We start from the raw sequence: 15236 nt of genomic DNA on the forward strand, positions 1-15236 counted from the left end.
CCGGGCCCGGGCAGGGCGCCCGGCGTGGCTGGGGGGAGAGTAAAGCTCAGGAGGGAGCGGCCCAGTCCCCCGCCAATGCCTGCAGCACGGCGAGTCCCGCGACCGCTGCCGTCTCCGCCCGCAGGATGCGCGGGCCGAGCGCAGCCGGTGAAACAAAGGGGCGCCGGCGCACCGCGTCAAGCTCCTGGTCCGTGAAACCCCCTTCGGGCCCGACCAGAAGCCCGAGCGGGGGTGCCTTGCCGGCCAGAACCACGCTCAGCGATGGTGCTTTGCCGCGCGCATCCCCCACCAGCAGCGGCGCGCCATCCCAGGCGTCGAGCGCCGCATGCAGGTCGAGCGGCGCGGCGATCTCGGGGATGTCCAGCCGCTCGCACTGCTCCGCCGCCTCGCGCGCGATGCTGGAGAGGCGCTCCAGATTGACCCGGCCGATGACGCAGCGGGCGGTGAAGACGGGGCGGATGCTGCGCACGCCGAGCTCGGTCGCCTTCTCGACGATCCAGTCCATGGCGTCGCGCTTCACCGGGGCCAGCAGCAGGCGGAGATCGGGGCCGGAGCGCTGCGGGCGCAGCCGCGATTCGGGGCGGAACTGCACGCGGTCCTTGCGCAGGGTGGCGATGGAGGCCTGCCATTCCCCGTCGCGGCCGTTGAACAGGTGGACCGGGTCGCCCTCCTTCCGGCGCATCACCTGGCCGAGGTAATGGCCCTGGCCGGGCTCGCCCGGGATCTCGGCCCCCTCGGCCAGATCGGCCGCGACATGCAGGCGTGGGATGGACATGGCACACTCCGGCGAGGCTAATGGGCGCGTGATTCCGCACACCGATATCCGCGCGCTCGGCTGGGTCGCGCAACTCCCCCCCGGCGCACGGCCCTATGCGCTGCTGATGCGGCTGGACCGGCCGATCGGCTCCTGGCTGCTCTTCCTGCCCGGGCTCTGGGCCTTCGCCATGGCCGCACCCAGCTGGGGCACCGGGCTGTGGCTGGCGCTGCTGTTCGCCATCGGCTCGGTGGTGATGCGCGGCGCGGGCTGCGTGGTGAACGACCTCTGGGACCGCGACCTGGACCGGCAGGTGACGCGCACGGCGGGGCGGCCGCTGGCCTCGGGCGCGGTGCGGCCGCGCCAGGCGCTGGCCTTCCTGGCGCTGCTGCTGGCGATCGGCCTAGCCATCCTGCTGCAGCTGAACCCGTTCTGCTGGCTGCTCGGCGTGGTGTCGCTGGTGCCCGTGGCGCTGTATCCGCTGGCCAAGCGGGTCACCGATTTCCCGCAGGCGGTGCTGGGGCTGACCTTCTCCTGGGCGGCGCCGATGGGCTATGCGGCGGCGACCGGCCGGCTGGATGCGCCGGGGCTGCTGCTCTACGCCGCGGCCTTCCTGTGGATCCTCGGCTACGACACGATCTACGCCCATCAGGACCGCGAGGATGACGCGCTGGTCGGCATCCGCAGCACGGCGCGCTTCTTCGCCGAGCGCACGCGGACCGCGCTGATCGTCTTCTATGGCGGCATGCTGGCGCTGCTGCTGGCGGCCGGCGCCATGGCCGGCATGGGCTGGCTGTTCTATCCCGCGCTGCTGCCGGCGGCGCTGCTGCTGCTGCGGCAGATCCGCGCCCTTGACATCCACGACCCCGCCCTTTGCCTGGCGCTGTTCCGCAGCAACCGCGAGGCCGGGCTGCTGGTCGCCCTCGCCTTCCTGGCGGGCCGGCTGTGAGGCCGGACGCCGCCGGCTTCATCACCGCCCATACCGCCCTGGCCCGCCCGGCCCTGGTGCCGGAGGTCGAGCTGTACCTGGCCACCGAGATCACGCCGATCTGGCAGGCCAGCGAGGAGTGGCTGACCGAGAAGAACATCGAGCCGCCCTTCTGGGCCTTCGCCTGGCCGGGCAGCCAGGTGCTGGCGCGCATGATCCTGGATGGCGGGATCGATGTCGCGGGGCGGCGGGTGCTGGATTTCGCCGCCGGCGGCGGGCTCGCCGCCATCGCCGCCGCGCGGGCCGGCGCGGCCCTGGTGGAGGCGGCCGAGATCGACCCGCTGGCCATCGCCGCCATCGCGCTGAATGCCGGCCACAATGGCGTCGCGGTGCAGGCGGCGGTGGGCGATGTGGTGGGCGCGCCACGGCGCTGGGACACGGTGCTGGCCGGCGATGTCTGCTACGAGGCGCCGATGACCGGCCATATCATGCCCTGGCTGCGCCGCCTGGCGGCCGACGGGGCGGAGGTGCTGCTGGCCGATCCCGGCCGCGCCTATCTGCCGAAGCAGGGGCTGCGGGAGATCGGCCGCCACAGCGTGCCGGTGACGCGCGAGCTGGAGGACCGCGAGGAGCGCGTCGTCACCATTTTCCGGGTCGGCGCCTGAAACGACAACATCCGGAAGGGGTCTCCCCCTTCCGGATGCTGTTGCGGCGATGCCGGGCCTGCGCCGCCCGGCGGGCGGCCCAGGGGGCGGCCCAGGGGGCGGCCAGGGGGCGGAAAGACTCAGGCCTGCAGCGCGGCGCGCTCCTCCGGCGTCAGGTCGACCCAGCGCAGCTTCTCGTCCAGCGGGAACAGCATCGGCACCTGGCCCGGGGGCGGCTCGGCCGGGGTGACGGCCAGCACATGCTCGCCATCCAGGAAGAAGGGGCGCGACTTGGCCGGCACCGCCCAGGCATGCGCCTGGCCGGCGGGGTCGGCCACGACCCATTTCACGCCGCCCGCCTCCAGCAGCCGCGCCGGCACCGGGCGCATGCGCTTATGCGCGAACTGGTCGTGGATGCGGCGGCGCAGCGCGGCATTGCTGAACCACTGCTTCACGCCGGCGAAGACACTGGCGACACCGAGCAGCAGCAGCGCCAGGGCGCAGATCACGCGGTTCCACAGCATGCGCATGCCGAGCTCGGTGGAGAGCAGCTCGGGGTTGCCCGGATCGTAGAGCACGCCGCTGCTGTAGTCGCCGCTGTGGACATCGAGGAACAGGTAATGCGCGCGGTTCTCGACCCGCGTCATGCCGTCCGGCCGCGCCGTGATGGTGACATCGCAGGTGACGAGGAACAGCTTGCTGCGGCAGCGGCCATCCTCGATCCGCCCGCTGGCGGCGGGCTGCCCGCTGCTGCGCAGGGCGAAATCCGTGGACAGGCTGGGGCCCAGCCACATCGCCACCAGCACCCAGATGCCGATGCCGATGACAATTCCCAGCACGAGGCCGAGCATGGAGCGCACAGCGGAGACCGGCGGATGGACCGTCAGCGGCCGCTCGGGGAAGGGGATCGAGGATGGGGTCGTCATGGCCCCTCACCTAGTCCCGCCGCCGAAGACGCGAAACGGCCCCGCCCGCGGCTTCACCGGGACGTGTAACGCTCTGTAAATCTCTCACGCGTTCGTGTCAGGCACAGCGGTGTTGCCGAACCGAACCGACCGGGCGCGGCACCGCCACGCCCGGTTCTATGGCTCAGGCCGCGCTGGGCAGGCCGCCGGCCTCGGCCACCAGCCGCACATGCTGGTCGGTCTCGCCGAACTGGCCGATCAGCATGGTCAGCCGCTTGAAATAGTGGCCGGCCTTGTACTCCATGGTCATGGCGATGCCGCCATGCAGCTGGATCGCCTCCTTGCCCACCAGCTCGGCCGAGCGGTTGACCAGCGCCTTGGCCGCCGCGATGGCCGGGCGGCGCACCGCCGGGTCCGGATGCTCGGCCATCATCGCCGCATACATCGCCATGGAGCGCGCCTGCTCCAGCGCCACCAGCATGTCGGCGGCGCGGTGCTGCACCGCCTGGAAGCTGCCGATGGTGGTGCCGAACTGTTTTCTCTGTTTCAGGTAGTCCAGCGTCAGCTCGTGCAGCGCCTCCATGGCGCCGACGGCCTCGGCGCAGAGGGCGGCCAGCGCGATGTCCACCACCCGCTCCATCAGCGCCAGACCCTGGCCCTCCGCGCCCAGCAGGGCCTCGGCCGGCAGGGTGGTGCCCTCCAGCAGGATCTCGGCGGCGCGCAGCCCGTCCTGGGTGGCGTAGCCGCGGCGGCTGATGCCCGGCGCATCGGCCGGCACCACGAACAAAGAGATGCCGTCGCGGTCGCGCCGGCCGCCGGCGCTGCGGGCGGAGACGATCAGATGCGTGGCGCTGTCGCCATGCAGCACCAGGCTCTTGGCGCCATCCAGCACCCAGCCCTCGGCGGTGCGGCGGGCGGTGGTGGCGACGTCGTGCAGGTCGTTGCGCGACTGGCGCTCGATCTGCGCGAAGGCCAGGGTGGCGCTGCCCTCGACCAGCGCCGGGATCAGCGCCTCGCGCTGCGCCTCGCTGCCACCCAGCCGCAGGAAGCCGCCGCCGAGCACGACGCTGGCCAGGTAGGGCTCGAGCGCCAGGCCGCGGCCCAGCGCCTCCATGACGATCATCGTCTCGACGGGGCCGCCGCCGAAGCCGCCCTGCTCCTCGGTGAAAGGCAGGCCGAGCAGGCCGAGCTCGGCATATTGCGACCAGAGCGCCGGGCTGTAGCCCTTCGCATCCTCCTGGTGGTGCTTGCGCTTCTCGAAATCGCCGTAGGAATCGGCGATCAGCCTGTCCACGCTGTCCTTGAGCAGGCGCTGTTCCTCGGTCAGGTCGAAATCCATGGCTGTCTCCTGTGACAGAAGGGTGGGAGGGGGCGGCGCCCCCTCACAGAGCCGAGGAAGGCCTTGGCGATGATGTTGCGCTGGATCTCGTTCGAGCCGCCGTAGATCGAGACCTTGCGGTAGTTGAAGAATTGCGGCGCGACGCCTTCCGCCCAGTCGGGGCCGACCGGCGGCTCGTTGTGCGAGTGCGACGGCATGGCGGCGGCATAGGGGCCGGCGACGGTCAGCATCAGCTCGGTCGCCATCTGCTGCAGCTCGGAACCCTTGATCTTCAGGATCGAGGAATTGGGGTCCGGCTTGTCCGAGGCTCGGTGCTTCTGCGCGGCGACGACGCGCATCTGGGTGATCTCCAGCGCCTTCATCTCGATCTCGGCGATGGCGACGCGGCGGCGGAAATCGGCGTCGTCCCACAGCGTGCCGTCGCCGGAGGGCGTCTCCTGCGCGCGGCTCTTGATCATCGCCAGCCGCTCCTTGGAGAAGCCGATACGGGCGATGTTGCTGCGCTCGTTGGAGAGCAGGAACTTGGCGTAGTCCCAGCCCTTGTTCTCCTCGCCGACCAGGTTCTCGGCCGGCACCTTCACCTCGTCGAAGAAGACCTCGTTCACCTCATGCGCGCCGTCGATGGTGATGATCGGGCGCACGGTGATGCCGGGCGTCTTCATGTCGACCAGCAGGAAGGAGATGCCCTGCTGCTTCTTGGCGGCCGGATCGGTACGAACCAGAAGAAAAATCCAGTCGGCATACTGGCCGAGGGTGGTCCAGGTCTTCTGGCCATTGACCACATAGTGGTCGCCCTCGCGCTTCGCGCTGGTCTTCAGGCTGGCGAGGTCCGAGCCGGCGCCGGGCTCGGAGAAGCCCTGCGCCCACCAGATGTCGAGGCTCGCCGTCTTCGGCAGGAATTTTTCTTTCTGTTCCTGGCTGCCAAAATTGGCGATCACCGGGCCGACCATGGCGACGTTGAAGGAGAGCGGCATCGGCACCGCGTTGGCCAGCACCTCCTCATTGTAGATGTAGCGCTGGACGGGCGACCAATCCTTGCCGCCCCATTCCACCGGCCAGTTCGGCGTGGCCAGCCCTTCCGCATGCAGGATGCGGTGCGACTGCGCGATCTCGTCGCGCGTCAGATGGTGGCCGTCGCTGATCTTCTTGCGAATTTCGGCCGGAATCTTCGAGCGGAAGATCGTCCGCAGCTCGTCGCGGAAGGCGATTTCCTCGGGCGTGTAGCGCAGATCCATGGCGATGCCTCCTCAGACGATCTCGAACAGCCCGGCGGCGCCCATGCCGGTGGCGACGCACATGGTGACGATGGCGCGCTTGGCGCCACGCCGCTTGCCCTCCAGCAGCGCGTGGCCGACCAGCCGCGCGCCGCTCATGCCGAAGGGATGGCCGATGGAGATGGCGCCGCCATTGACGTTCAGCTTCTCCTGCGGGATACCGAGCTGGTCGCGGCAATAGATCGACTGCGAGGCGAAGGCCTCGTTCAGCTCCCACAGATCGATGTCGGCGACCGTCAGGCCCTGGCGCTTGAGCAGGCGCGGCACGGCGAAGACCGGGCCGATGCCCATCTCCTCCGGCTCGCAGGCGGCGCTGGCGAAGCCGCGGAAGATGCCGAGCGGCTTGAGGCCGCGCCGCGCCGCTTCCTCGGCCGACATCACCACGCAGGCGCTGGCGCCGTCGGAGAGCTGGCTGGCATTGCCGGCGGTGATGAATTTTCCCTCGTGGACGGGCTTCAGCTTCGCCAGGCCCTCCAGCGTGGTGTCGGGGCGGTTGCCCTCGTCGCGGTCAAAGATCTTCTTCTGTTTGGTGACCTCGCCGGTCGCCTTGTCGGTGACGGCGTAGGTCACCTCCATCGGCGCGATCTCATTGTCGAACAGCCCGGCCTGCTGCGCGGCGGCGGTGCGCTGCTGGCTGAGCAGCGCGAACTCGTCCTGCGCCTCGCGCGAGATCTTGTAGCGCTCGGCCACCAGATCGGCGGTCTCGATCATGCTGTCATAGAGATGCGGGCGATGCTCGGCGAGCCAAGGGTTGCGCGAGGCGGCGCGGTCCACCTTCGGCACCGTCAGGCTGATCGATTCCAGCCCGCCGGCCACGGCGACATCCACGCCATCCACCATCACGCGGCGCGCCGCGCTGGCGATGGCATCGAGCCCCGAGGCGCAGAAGCGGCTGACCACCATGGCCGCCACCTCCACCGGCAGGCCGGCGCGCAGCAGCCCGGCGCGGGCGATGTTGCCGCCCGTGGCGCCCTCGGGGTAGCCGACGCCCATGGTCACTTCCTCGACCTCGCGCCCCTCCACCCCGGCGCGGGAGAGGGCGTGGGTGATGGCGTGCGCCGCCATCTCCGCGCCATGGGTGATGTTCAGGCTGCCCCGCGCGGCCCGGCCGATCGGCGTACGGGCGGTGGAGACGATGACGGCTTCCCTCATGCGGGCGTTCCCTCGGTGCTGGCGGAGCGGGCCGCCTGTTCTTCTTCCTCGTCGCGCAGCCGCGCGGCGAGCAGCTTGCCGGCGGCGGAGCGTGGCAGGGCGGCGCGCAGTTCCAGCGCCGCCGGCATTTCGTGGCGGCCGATGCGGTCGGCCAGGAAGCTGCGCAGCGCGTCCAGCGTCAGCACCTGGGCCTGGTCGCGCAGCTTGACGAAGGCCTTGGCCGCCTGGCCGCGATAGGCATCGGGCACGCCGATGACGAGGCATTCCTCGACATCCGGATGCTCGTAGATCGCCTGCTCGATCGCCGCCGGATAGACGTTGAAGCCGGAGGAGATGATCATGTTCTTCCGCCGGTCGACCAGGGTGAAATAGCCACCCTCATCCATCCAGCCGAGATCGCCGGTCAGGAACCAGCCATCGCGGAAGGCGGCGGCAGTTTCGGCCTCCTGCTTCCAGTAGCCCTGGAAGACATTCGGCCCGCGCACGGCGATCTCGCCATGCTCGCCCGGCGGCAGCACGCGGCCGGGATCGTCCAGCGCCACCACGCGCATCTCGACGCCGGGCAGCGGCAGTCCGATCAGCCCGGGGCGGCGCGGGCCATGCGCGGTCAGCCGCGCGCCGGCCGGCGCCGTCTCCGTCATGCCCCAGCCGCCGCCGATGCGGCAGCCGATCAGCGCCTCCAGCTTCTGCTGCACCTCGAAGGGCATCGGCGCGCCGCCCGAGGAACACTGCTTCAGCGAGGAGAGGTCGCGCGCCTCGACGCCCGGCAGGTTCAGCAGCGCGATCCACATGGTGGGCACGCCGGGGAAGTTGGTGATGCGGTGCCGCTCGATCTCGTCCACCGCCTGCGCCACCTCGAAGCGCGGATAGAGGTAGAGCGTGTTGCCATCGGCCAGGTGCCGCAGGAACACCGCCGAGAGCATGTAGATATGGAACAGCGGCAGCACGCCCAGCACGCGGTGCTCGCCCGGCGGCAGCGTCTCCTCGTCGCGCCAGGCGCGGTAGATGGAGACGGCGGCGGTCAAATTGCGATGCGTCAGCATCGCGCCCTTGGGCTTGCCGGTGGTGCCGCCGGTGTATTGCAGCAAAGCGATGTCGTCCGGCGACAATTCCGGCCAGGCGGCGGGCGGCGCCGCATCCAGCATCAGCGGCGTGAAATCCGGCGGCGCATCGCCGGCCGGGCCGCCCCAGGCGGCGTCGCCCGCCAGATAGGCGCGGCGCAGCCCGCCCTCCTTCAGCAGCCGCGCGGCATTCGGCAGCAGCGTCGGGAAATCGGTGGTGATCAGGCAGCGCGCGCCACTGTCAGCGATCTTGTGCAGCAGCTCGCGCGGCGCATCCAGCGGCGAGAGATGCACGACACGCCCGCCCGCCAGCAGCACGCCGAAGAAACAGGCCGGGTGCCAGGGCGTGTTCGGCAGGTAGAGCGCCACCGCCTCGCCCGGCTGCAGGCCGTCGGCCAGCAGCCCGGCGGCGACACGCTCCGCCATCTCCCGCAGCAGGGTGAAGGAGATGGCGCGGTCGCGATAGACCAGGGCCGGGCGATCGCCGCCGCGCGCCGCCGCATCCTGCAGCAGCGCGGTCAGCGTGCCCGTCGCGATCGGCGCATCCCAGCGGCATTGCGCGGGGTAGGAATCCTCCCAGGGATGCGGGCGCGCCATGCTCAGGCGGCCTTGGCCGGCTCGGTCTTCAGCGTGGCGAAGCCCTGGCCGGATTCGACGAGACGCGCCAGCAGCGGCGCCGGGCGCAGCGAGGCATCGCCGGTCGCCTCGGCGTAATGCGCCAGGCGCTGCGCGACATGGGCCAGGCCCACCGCATCGGCATGGTGCATCGGGCCGCCGCGCCAGGCAGGCCAGTTGTAGCCATAGAGCCAGACGATATCGATGTCGCCCGGCCGCGCGGCGATGCCTTCCTCCAGGATGCGCGCGCCCTCGTTGATCATCGGGAAGATCAGCCGCTCGGTGATCTCATCCTGGCCGATGGCGCGGCGGGTGATGCCGAGCCTTTCCGAGATGCCCTCGATGATGGCCTGCGCCTCGGGGTCCTCGACGCCGGCGCGGGCGCCCTCGGGGTAGGCGTAGTAGCCCTTGCCGGTCTTCTGGCCGAGGCGCCCGGCCTCGCACAGCGCATCGGCCACCGGCGATTTGGCGCCGGTCGCCTTGCGGATGCGCCAGCCGATATCCAGGCCGGCGAGGTCCGACATGGCGCAGGGCCCCATCCGGAAGCCGAAATCGGTCAGCGCCTTGTCGAGCTGCGCGGGCGTGGCCCCTTCCTGCAGCAGCGCCTCCACCTGGCGGGTGCGCTGCGCCAGCATGCGGTTGCCGACGAAGCCGTGGCAGACGCCGACCACGACCGGCACCTTGGCCAGCTTGCGGCCCACCTCCATGGCGGTGGCCAGCGCGTCCGGCGCCGTCGCCTCGGCCCGCACCACCTCCAGCAGCTTCATCACATTGGCCGGGCTGAAGAAATGCATGCCCAGCACATCGCCGGGCCGGCCGCTCGCCGCGCCCATGGCGTTGATGTCGAGATAGGAGGTGTTGCTGGCCAGCACCGTGCCCGGCGCGGTGATCTGCCCCAGCTTCGCGAAGATTTCCTTCTTCAGTTCCAGTTCTTCGAAGACGGCTTCGACCACCAGGTCGGTGCCGGCCGCGTTCTCCAGCCCGACGGCGCCCTCGATCAGGGAGAGGCGCTTGGCGCGCGCCTCCTCGGCCAGGCTGCCGCGCTTGACCGAGACGGCATAGGTGTCCGCCACCCGCTTCAGCGCGCGCTCCAGCGCCGCCGCATCGGTCTCGATCAGGCGCACGGGGATGCCGGCATTGGCGAAGCTCATGGCGATGCCGGTGCCCATGGTGCCGCCGCCCAGCACGGCGGCGCGGCTGACCGGGCGCGGCTTCACCTCGCGCGGCAGGCCGGGGATGCGCGCCGCCTCACGCTCGGCGAAGAAGACATGGCGCAGCGCCTTGCTGCGCGGATCGTCGCGCAGCGCCACGAAGAATTCGCGCTCCTTCGCCAGGCCCTGCTCCAGCTTCAGCTCGAAGGCGTTGCGCACCGACTGGACGATCGCCGCGACCTGCGGCTCCTCCCTGGCGCGCTTGGCCAGCGCCGTCGCCGCCTGCTCGAATTCCTCGCGCGCGCCGGCGGCGTCGAGCCGGTCGGTGCGGGTGTTCAGCCGTGGCTTGAGCGGCGCGGCGGCCAGCGCCTTCACCTTCGCCTTGGCCGCCGCCAGCAGGTCGCCCTCGACCAGCGCGTCGGCCAGGCCCAGCGCCACGGCCTTCTCGGCCGGCACCGGGTCGCCGGAGGCGATCATCGGCAGGGCGGCGGCGGCGCCGATCAGCCGCGGCGTGCGCTGCGTGCCGCCGGCGCCCGGCAGCAGGCCGAGCTTCACCTCCGGCAGGCCGAGCTGCGCCTTCGGCCCGACCAGCCGGGCGTCGCAGCCCAGCGCCAGCTCCAGCCCGCCGCCGAAGGCGACGCCCTGGATGGCGGCGACCGACGGCTTCGGGCTGGCCTCCAGCGCCGCCACCACCTCGCCCAGCGCCGGCGGGATGGGCGGCTTGCCGAATTCGGTGATGTCGGCACCGGCGATGAAGGCGCGGCCGGCGCCCAGCACCACCAGGCCCGCCACCGCCGGGTCCTCGGCGGCGCGGCGCACCGCCTCCATCACCCCGGCGCGCACCGGCGCGGACAGCGCATTGACCGGCGGGTTGTCGATGGTGGCGACGGCGACGCCGTCCTCGACGCGATAGGACACGGCTTCGGCCATGGCGTTCCCCTTCCCTTGCGGCCGGCGCCCGCGGGCACCGTCTGGCGGCATTAATTCTGCAATGCGGAATTGTATTCCGCAGCTTTGTGCTATTGGGTCGCGCAAACGGCGCCGCCCGTCAAGCGGGGCCGCCGCCGACCCCGAGGACACCGCCATGCCCCGCCGCCGCGCCACCCCGCCCGAGACCGACACGCCCGGCGCCGACCGCCATTTCGTCACCGCCCTGGCGCGCGGGCTGGAGGTGCTGGGCTGCTTCCGCCGCGGCGAGGCGCTGCTGGGCAACCAGGACATCGCCAGCCGCACCGGCCTGCCGAAATCCACCGTCTCCCGCCTGACCCACACGCTGACCGAGCTGGGCTATCTGCATTACGTGCCGGAGCTGGGGCGCTACCGGCTCGGCATGGCGGTGCTGTCGCTGGGCAGCGCCATGCTGACCGGGCTCGATATCCGCCGCCTGGCGCGGCCGCTGCTGCAGGCCCTGGCCACCGAGACGCGCAGCATCGTCGCACTCGGCGCGCGCGACCGGATGCGCATGATCTATCTGGAGCTGGCGCGCGGCGATGCGGCGGTGGCGGTGAATCTGGAGGCCGGCTCGCGCATCTCGCTGGCCACCAGCGCCATGGGCCGCGCTTGGCTGGCCGCCTGCCCGCCCGCCCAGCGGGAGGCGCTGCTGCGCGGCGCGGCGCCCGAGGCCCAGGCCCGGCTGCGCGCCACGCTGGAGCGCGCCCTGGCCGAGCAGGCCGAATATGGCTGCTGCTGCTCCTTCGGCGATTGGCAGGAGGATGTGAACGCCATCGCGCTCGGCTTCGACCCGGGCGGCGGGCTGCCGCCCATGGTGGTCAATTGCGGCGCCCCCTCCTTCCTGGTCAGCCCAGAATATCTGCTGCAGGAGGCGCGGCCGCGGCTGCAGGGGCTGGTGCGCAAGCTCTCCCACTGCATGGACCTGGCCGCGGCGCTGCCCGGCTGATGACGGCCCCGCGCCCAGGCCTGCCGCGCTACGCGCTGCTGCGCCATGCCCCGGCCCGGGTGGCGCCGGGCCTCTGCTATGGAAGGCTGGACCTTGAGCCCGGCCCGGCCGATCTGCCGGCGCTGCGGGCGGCGCTGGCCGGCTTCGCCGATGCGCCGCTGTTCAGCAGCCCCGCCCGCCGCTGCCATGTGCTGGCGGAGGCGCTGGCGCAGGGCCGCCCCATCGGCTTCGACGACCGCCTGCTGGAGCTGGATTTCGGCGCCTGGGAGGGCAGGCCCTGGGACGACATCCCGCGTGCGGCGCTGGATGCATGGGCCGCCGACCCTCTGGGCTTCGCCCCGCCGGGCGGCGAGAGCGGCGCGGCGCTGATCGCGCGGGTGCGGGATTTCGCCGCCGCGCTGCCGCCCCGCGCCCTGGTCATCGGCCATGGCGGGCCGCTGAAGCTGCTGGCCGATCTGCTGGCGGGCCGGCCCCCGGATCTGCTCGGCCCCGCCCCGGCGCTGGGCAGCATCACCCTGCGCTGACGCGCCCCCTCAGGCGGGCGGCGTCAGGCGGCGTGCTGCCGGTGCCGCCCGGTGGCGCGGGCCAGCAGGGCCAGCGCCGCCTCGGGCTCGGCCACGCAGCCGAGCCGGGTGATGTCATCCCCCTCGCTCAGCAGCACGGTGATGCCGGCCGCTTCCCGCTGCACCAGCAGGGCGGCATCGGTGCCCTCCCAGGCGGCGGGGGTGAGCAGCAGCGTCACCGCGCCCTCGGCATCGACATGGGGAAAGACCGACCACGCGCCGTCCATGGCACGCAGACCGGTGGTCAGGGCGGCGATCTCGGCTTCGCTGAGCCGGGCCACCAGGGCAGGTTCGCACATTCTGTGCTCCTTCTCGCAGGACCAACGCGTCCGGGGGGATACGCGGCAGCATGGGGCACAATCGTAAATAACTCTTAAAGGCGGTAAACACTTCACGAATAAGTCAACGATCTTGCCCCAAACCGGGGCGCGGGGCAGCATTGTTCCGGAGATGTTCACGGCCCGGCGCCACCCCCCTGGCGAGTCGGGCCCGGGCATCCCACATCCGCCACACCGCGTTCACTCCGGATCGACGCCGCCGCGCACCGGCTTTTGCCGCAGCCTCGCCGCCGGTGCCTCTCTGCCGAAGCTTTTCCGCTGCCTTGGGGGTTCCCCGCGCATGAACCACATCATCCCCGCCGCCAGCCCCTTCGTGCCGCCGAAGCGCCCCGCCCCGCCGGCGACGCGGCGGCTGCAGGTGGTCTCGCCCTATGAGCCGGCCGGCGACCAGCCCGCCGCCATCGGCCAGCTGACCGACGGGCTGGTGCAGGGCGAGCGTGACCAGGTGCTGCTCGGCGTCACCGGCTCGGGCAAGACCTTCACCATGGCCAAGGTGATCGAGCATGTGCAGCGGCCGACCCTGATCCTGGCGCCCAACAAGACGCTGGCGGCGCAGCTCTACGGGGAGATGAAGTCCTTCTTCCCCGAGAACGCGGTGGAGTATTTCGTCAGCTACTACGACTACTACCAGCCGGAAGCCTATGTCCCGCGCTCCGACACCTATATCGAGAAGGACGCGCAGATCAACGAGCAGATCGACCGCATGCGCCACTCGGCGACGCAGGCGCTGCTCGAGCGCAACGACGTCATCATCGTCGCCTCCGTCTCCTGCATCTACGGCATCGGCTCGGTCGAGCTCTATTCCAACATGGTCATCAAGCTGCAGCTCGGTGGCCGCATGGCGCGCGACCTGCTGCTGAAGGCGCTGGTCGAGCAGCAATATCGCCGCAACGACGCCGCCTTCCAGCGCGGCACCTTCCGGGTGCGCGGCGAGACGGTGGATGTCTGGCCCTCGCATCTCGAGGACCGCGCCTGGCGCATCTCGCTCTTCGGCGACGAGATCGACGGCTTGCGGGAGTTCGACCCGCTGACCGGCGAGATCGCCGGCGAGATGGAAAGCGTCGCCATCTACGCCAACAGCCACTATGTCACGCCGCGCCCGACCCTGCTGCAGGCGATCCGCGACATCCGCGTCGAGCTGAAGCAAAGGCTGGAGGAGCTGAACGCCGAGGGCAAGCTGCTGGAAGCCCAGCGGCTGGAGCAGCGCACCACCTTCGACCTGGAGATGATGGAGACCACCGGCTCCTGCAAAGGCATCGAGAACTATTCGCGCTATCTCTCCGGCCGCGGCCCCGGCCAGCCGCCGCCGACCCTGTTCGAATACCTGCCCGAGAACGCGCTGCTGATCGTCGATGAGAGCCATGTCACCGTGCCGCAGATCGGCGGCATGTATCGCGGCGACTATGCGCGCAAGACCATCCTGTCGGAGTTCGGCTTCCGCCTGCCCTCCTGCATGGACAACCGGCCGCTGAAATTCGAGGAATGGGACGGGTTCCGCCCCGACACGCTGTTCGTCAGCGCGACGCCCGGGGCCTGGGAGATGGAGCGCACCGGCGGCGTCTTCGCCGAGCAGGTGATCCGCCCCACCGGGCTGATCGACCCGGTCTGCGAGATCCGCCCGGTCGAGGGCCAGGTGGACGATCTGCTGGCCGAATGCCGCGCGGTGATGGAGAAGGGCGGCCGCGTGCTGGTCACGACGCTGACCAAGCGCATGGCCGAGGACCTCACCGAATACATGACCGAGGCGGGCATCCGTGTCCGCTACCTGCATTCGGATGTCGACACGCTGGAGCGCATCGAGATCATCCGCGACCTGCGCAAGGGCGTGTTCGACGTGCTGGTCGGCATCAACCTGCTGCGCGAGGGGCTCGACATCCCGGAATGCGCCCTCGTCGCCATCCTGGACGCCGACAAGGAGGGTTTCCTCCGCTCCACCACCTCGCTGATCCAGACCATCGGCCGCGCCGCGCGCAATGCCGAGGGCCGCGTCGTGCTCTATGCGCGCTGGCCGACCGCATGACCGACAGCCTGAAGCGCGCGCTGGAGGAGACCGACCGCCGCCGCGCCAAGCAGCAGGCCTACAATGCCGAGCACGGCATCACGCCGCAGACCATCCGCCGGCAGATCAGCGACGTGCTGCAGAGCGTCTATGAGCAGGACTATGTCACCATCGCCCCCACCGCCGCCGAGGAGGAGGGGCCGGCCGAATTCGTCGGCAAGGATCTGCGCGCCAGCATCGCCGAGCTGGAGCGCAAGATGCGCGCCGCCGCCGCCGATCTGGAGTTCGAGACCGCGGCGCGGCTGCGCGACGAGATCAAGCGGCTGGAGAATCTGGAGCTGGGCCTGGCCGCGCCGGGCGGCGCCGAGGGCGGCTCCGGCCTGCAGCCCAACCTCGCCGGGCGCTCGATGCAGGAGGCGGCGCCGAAGCGCGGCGGCCGCGCCAAGGGCGAGTGGAAGCCGAAGCCGCTCGGCCCCGGCGGCGGCGGCTACGACCCGGAGAAGAAGCGCGGCGGCCGCCGCCGCGCCGGGCCCTGAGGGCGCGCGCCCGGGGCCAGGGGATCAGCCCATGAAAAAAGGGCCGGGGGTTCGCCCCCGGCCCTTTCGGCTTTCGGCCC

At 71.2% G+C, this 15236-nt stretch carries 12 protein-coding genes and 1 pseudogene; 5 read left to right on the plus strand and 8 right to left on the minus strand.

Features of this window, described 5'->3' with window-relative positions; translation table 11 throughout:
* Window positions 1–46: 46 nt before the first annotated feature.
* Window positions 47–775: a 16S rRNA (uracil(1498)-N(3))-methyltransferase gene (locus tag QE401_RS16475; RefSeq protein ID WP_307139229.1), complete on the minus strand. Its 729-nt coding sequence runs from the start codon at window positions 773–775 to the stop codon at window positions 47–49.
* Here QE401_RS16475 and ubiA point away from each other — a divergent pair.
* Together ubiA and QE401_RS16485 are read left to right on the plus strand one after the other, a co-directional pair.
* A complete protein-coding gene (ubiA, locus tag QE401_RS16480) occupies window positions 768–1703 on the plus strand; it encodes a 4-hydroxybenzoate octaprenyltransferase (RefSeq protein WP_307139230.1) in 936 nt (311 codons plus the stop codon). The genes QE401_RS16475 and ubiA overlap by 8 nt on opposite strands.
* Complete coding sequence (locus QE401_RS16485) at window positions 1700–2347, plus strand: class I SAM-dependent methyltransferase (RefSeq protein ID WP_307139231.1); 648 nt, start codon at window positions 1700–1702, stop codon at window positions 2345–2347. Before ubiA ends, QE401_RS16485 begins: the two co-directional genes overlap by 4 nt.
* Window positions 2348–2466: 119 nt before the next feature.
* Here QE401_RS16485 and QE401_RS16490 read toward each other — a convergent pair whose 3' ends face one another.
* The 6 genes from QE401_RS16490 to QE401_RS16515 all read right to left on the minus strand — a co-directional run bounded on the left by QE401_RS16490 (window position 2467) and on the right by QE401_RS16515 (window position 10753).
* The gene (locus QE401_RS16490) at window positions 2467–3252 is read right to left on the minus strand and encodes a hypothetical protein (RefSeq protein WP_307139232.1); all 786 of its coding nucleotides are present in this window, start codon (window positions 3250–3252) and stop codon (window positions 2467–2469) included.
* Window positions 3253–3415: 163 nt separating this feature from the next.
* The gene (locus QE401_RS16495; protein WP_307139233.1) at window positions 3416–4570 is read right to left on the minus strand and encodes an acyl-CoA dehydrogenase family protein; all 1155 of its coding nucleotides are present in this window, start codon (window positions 4568–4570) and stop codon (window positions 3416–3418) included.
* Entirely contained in the window at window positions 4555–5805 is a 1251-nt protein-coding gene (locus QE401_RS16500; protein ID WP_307139234.1) for an acyl-CoA dehydrogenase family protein, read from the minus strand. The genes QE401_RS16495 and QE401_RS16500 overlap by 16 nt, the downstream gene beginning before the upstream one ends.
* Before the next feature lie 12 nt (window positions 5806–5817).
* Window positions 5818–6996, minus strand: coding sequence for an acetyl-CoA C-acyltransferase (locus QE401_RS16505; RefSeq protein ID WP_307139235.1), 1179 nt, complete (start codon window positions 6994–6996; stop codon window positions 5818–5820).
* Window positions 6993–8654 carry an AMP-binding protein gene (locus tag QE401_RS16510; RefSeq protein WP_307139236.1) on the minus strand — a complete coding sequence of 554 codons (1662 nt, stop codon included), beginning with the start codon at window positions 8652–8654 and terminating at the stop codon, window positions 6993–6995. The genes QE401_RS16505 and QE401_RS16510 overlap by 4 nt, the downstream gene beginning before the upstream one ends.
* A 2-nt stretch (window positions 8655–8656) precedes the next feature.
* Complete coding sequence (locus tag QE401_RS16515; protein WP_307139237.1) at window positions 8657–10753, minus strand: 3-hydroxyacyl-CoA dehydrogenase NAD-binding domain-containing protein; 2097 nt, start codon at window positions 10751–10753, stop codon at window positions 8657–8659.
* A 154-nt stretch (window positions 10754–10907) separates the two neighbouring features.
* On the opposite strand from QE401_RS16515, the gene QE401_RS16520 reads away from it, so the two are divergent.
* Complete coding sequence (locus QE401_RS16520; RefSeq protein ID WP_307139238.1) at window positions 10908–11720, plus strand: IclR family transcriptional regulator; 813 nt, start codon at window positions 10908–10910, stop codon at window positions 11718–11720.
* Window positions 11720–12244 carry a histidine phosphatase family protein gene (locus QE401_RS16525; protein ID WP_307139239.1) on the plus strand — a complete coding sequence of 175 codons (525 nt, stop codon included), beginning with the start codon at window positions 11720–11722 and terminating at the stop codon, window positions 12242–12244. Before QE401_RS16520 ends, QE401_RS16525 begins: the two co-directional genes overlap by 1 nt.
* 23 nt (window positions 12245–12267) lie before the next feature.
* Here QE401_RS16525 and QE401_RS16530 read toward each other — a convergent pair whose 3' ends face one another.
* A complete protein-coding gene (locus QE401_RS16530) occupies window positions 12268–12582 on the minus strand; it encodes a hypothetical protein (protein ID WP_307139240.1) in 315 nt (104 codons plus the stop codon).
* A 319-nt stretch (window positions 12583–12901) separates the two neighbouring features.
* On the opposite strand from QE401_RS16530, the pseudogene uvrB reads away from it, so the two are divergent.
* Window positions 12902–15156 (plus strand): annotated as a pseudogene (uvrB, locus tag QE401_RS16535) (excinuclease ABC subunit UvrB).
* The last annotated feature ends 80 nt before the right edge of the window (window positions 15157–15236 follow it).

Source organism: Pseudoroseomonas cervicalis (assembly GCF_030818485.1).
Taxonomy (GTDB): Bacteria; Pseudomonadota; Alphaproteobacteria; order Acetobacterales; family Acetobacteraceae; genus Pseudoroseomonas; species Pseudoroseomonas cervicalis_A.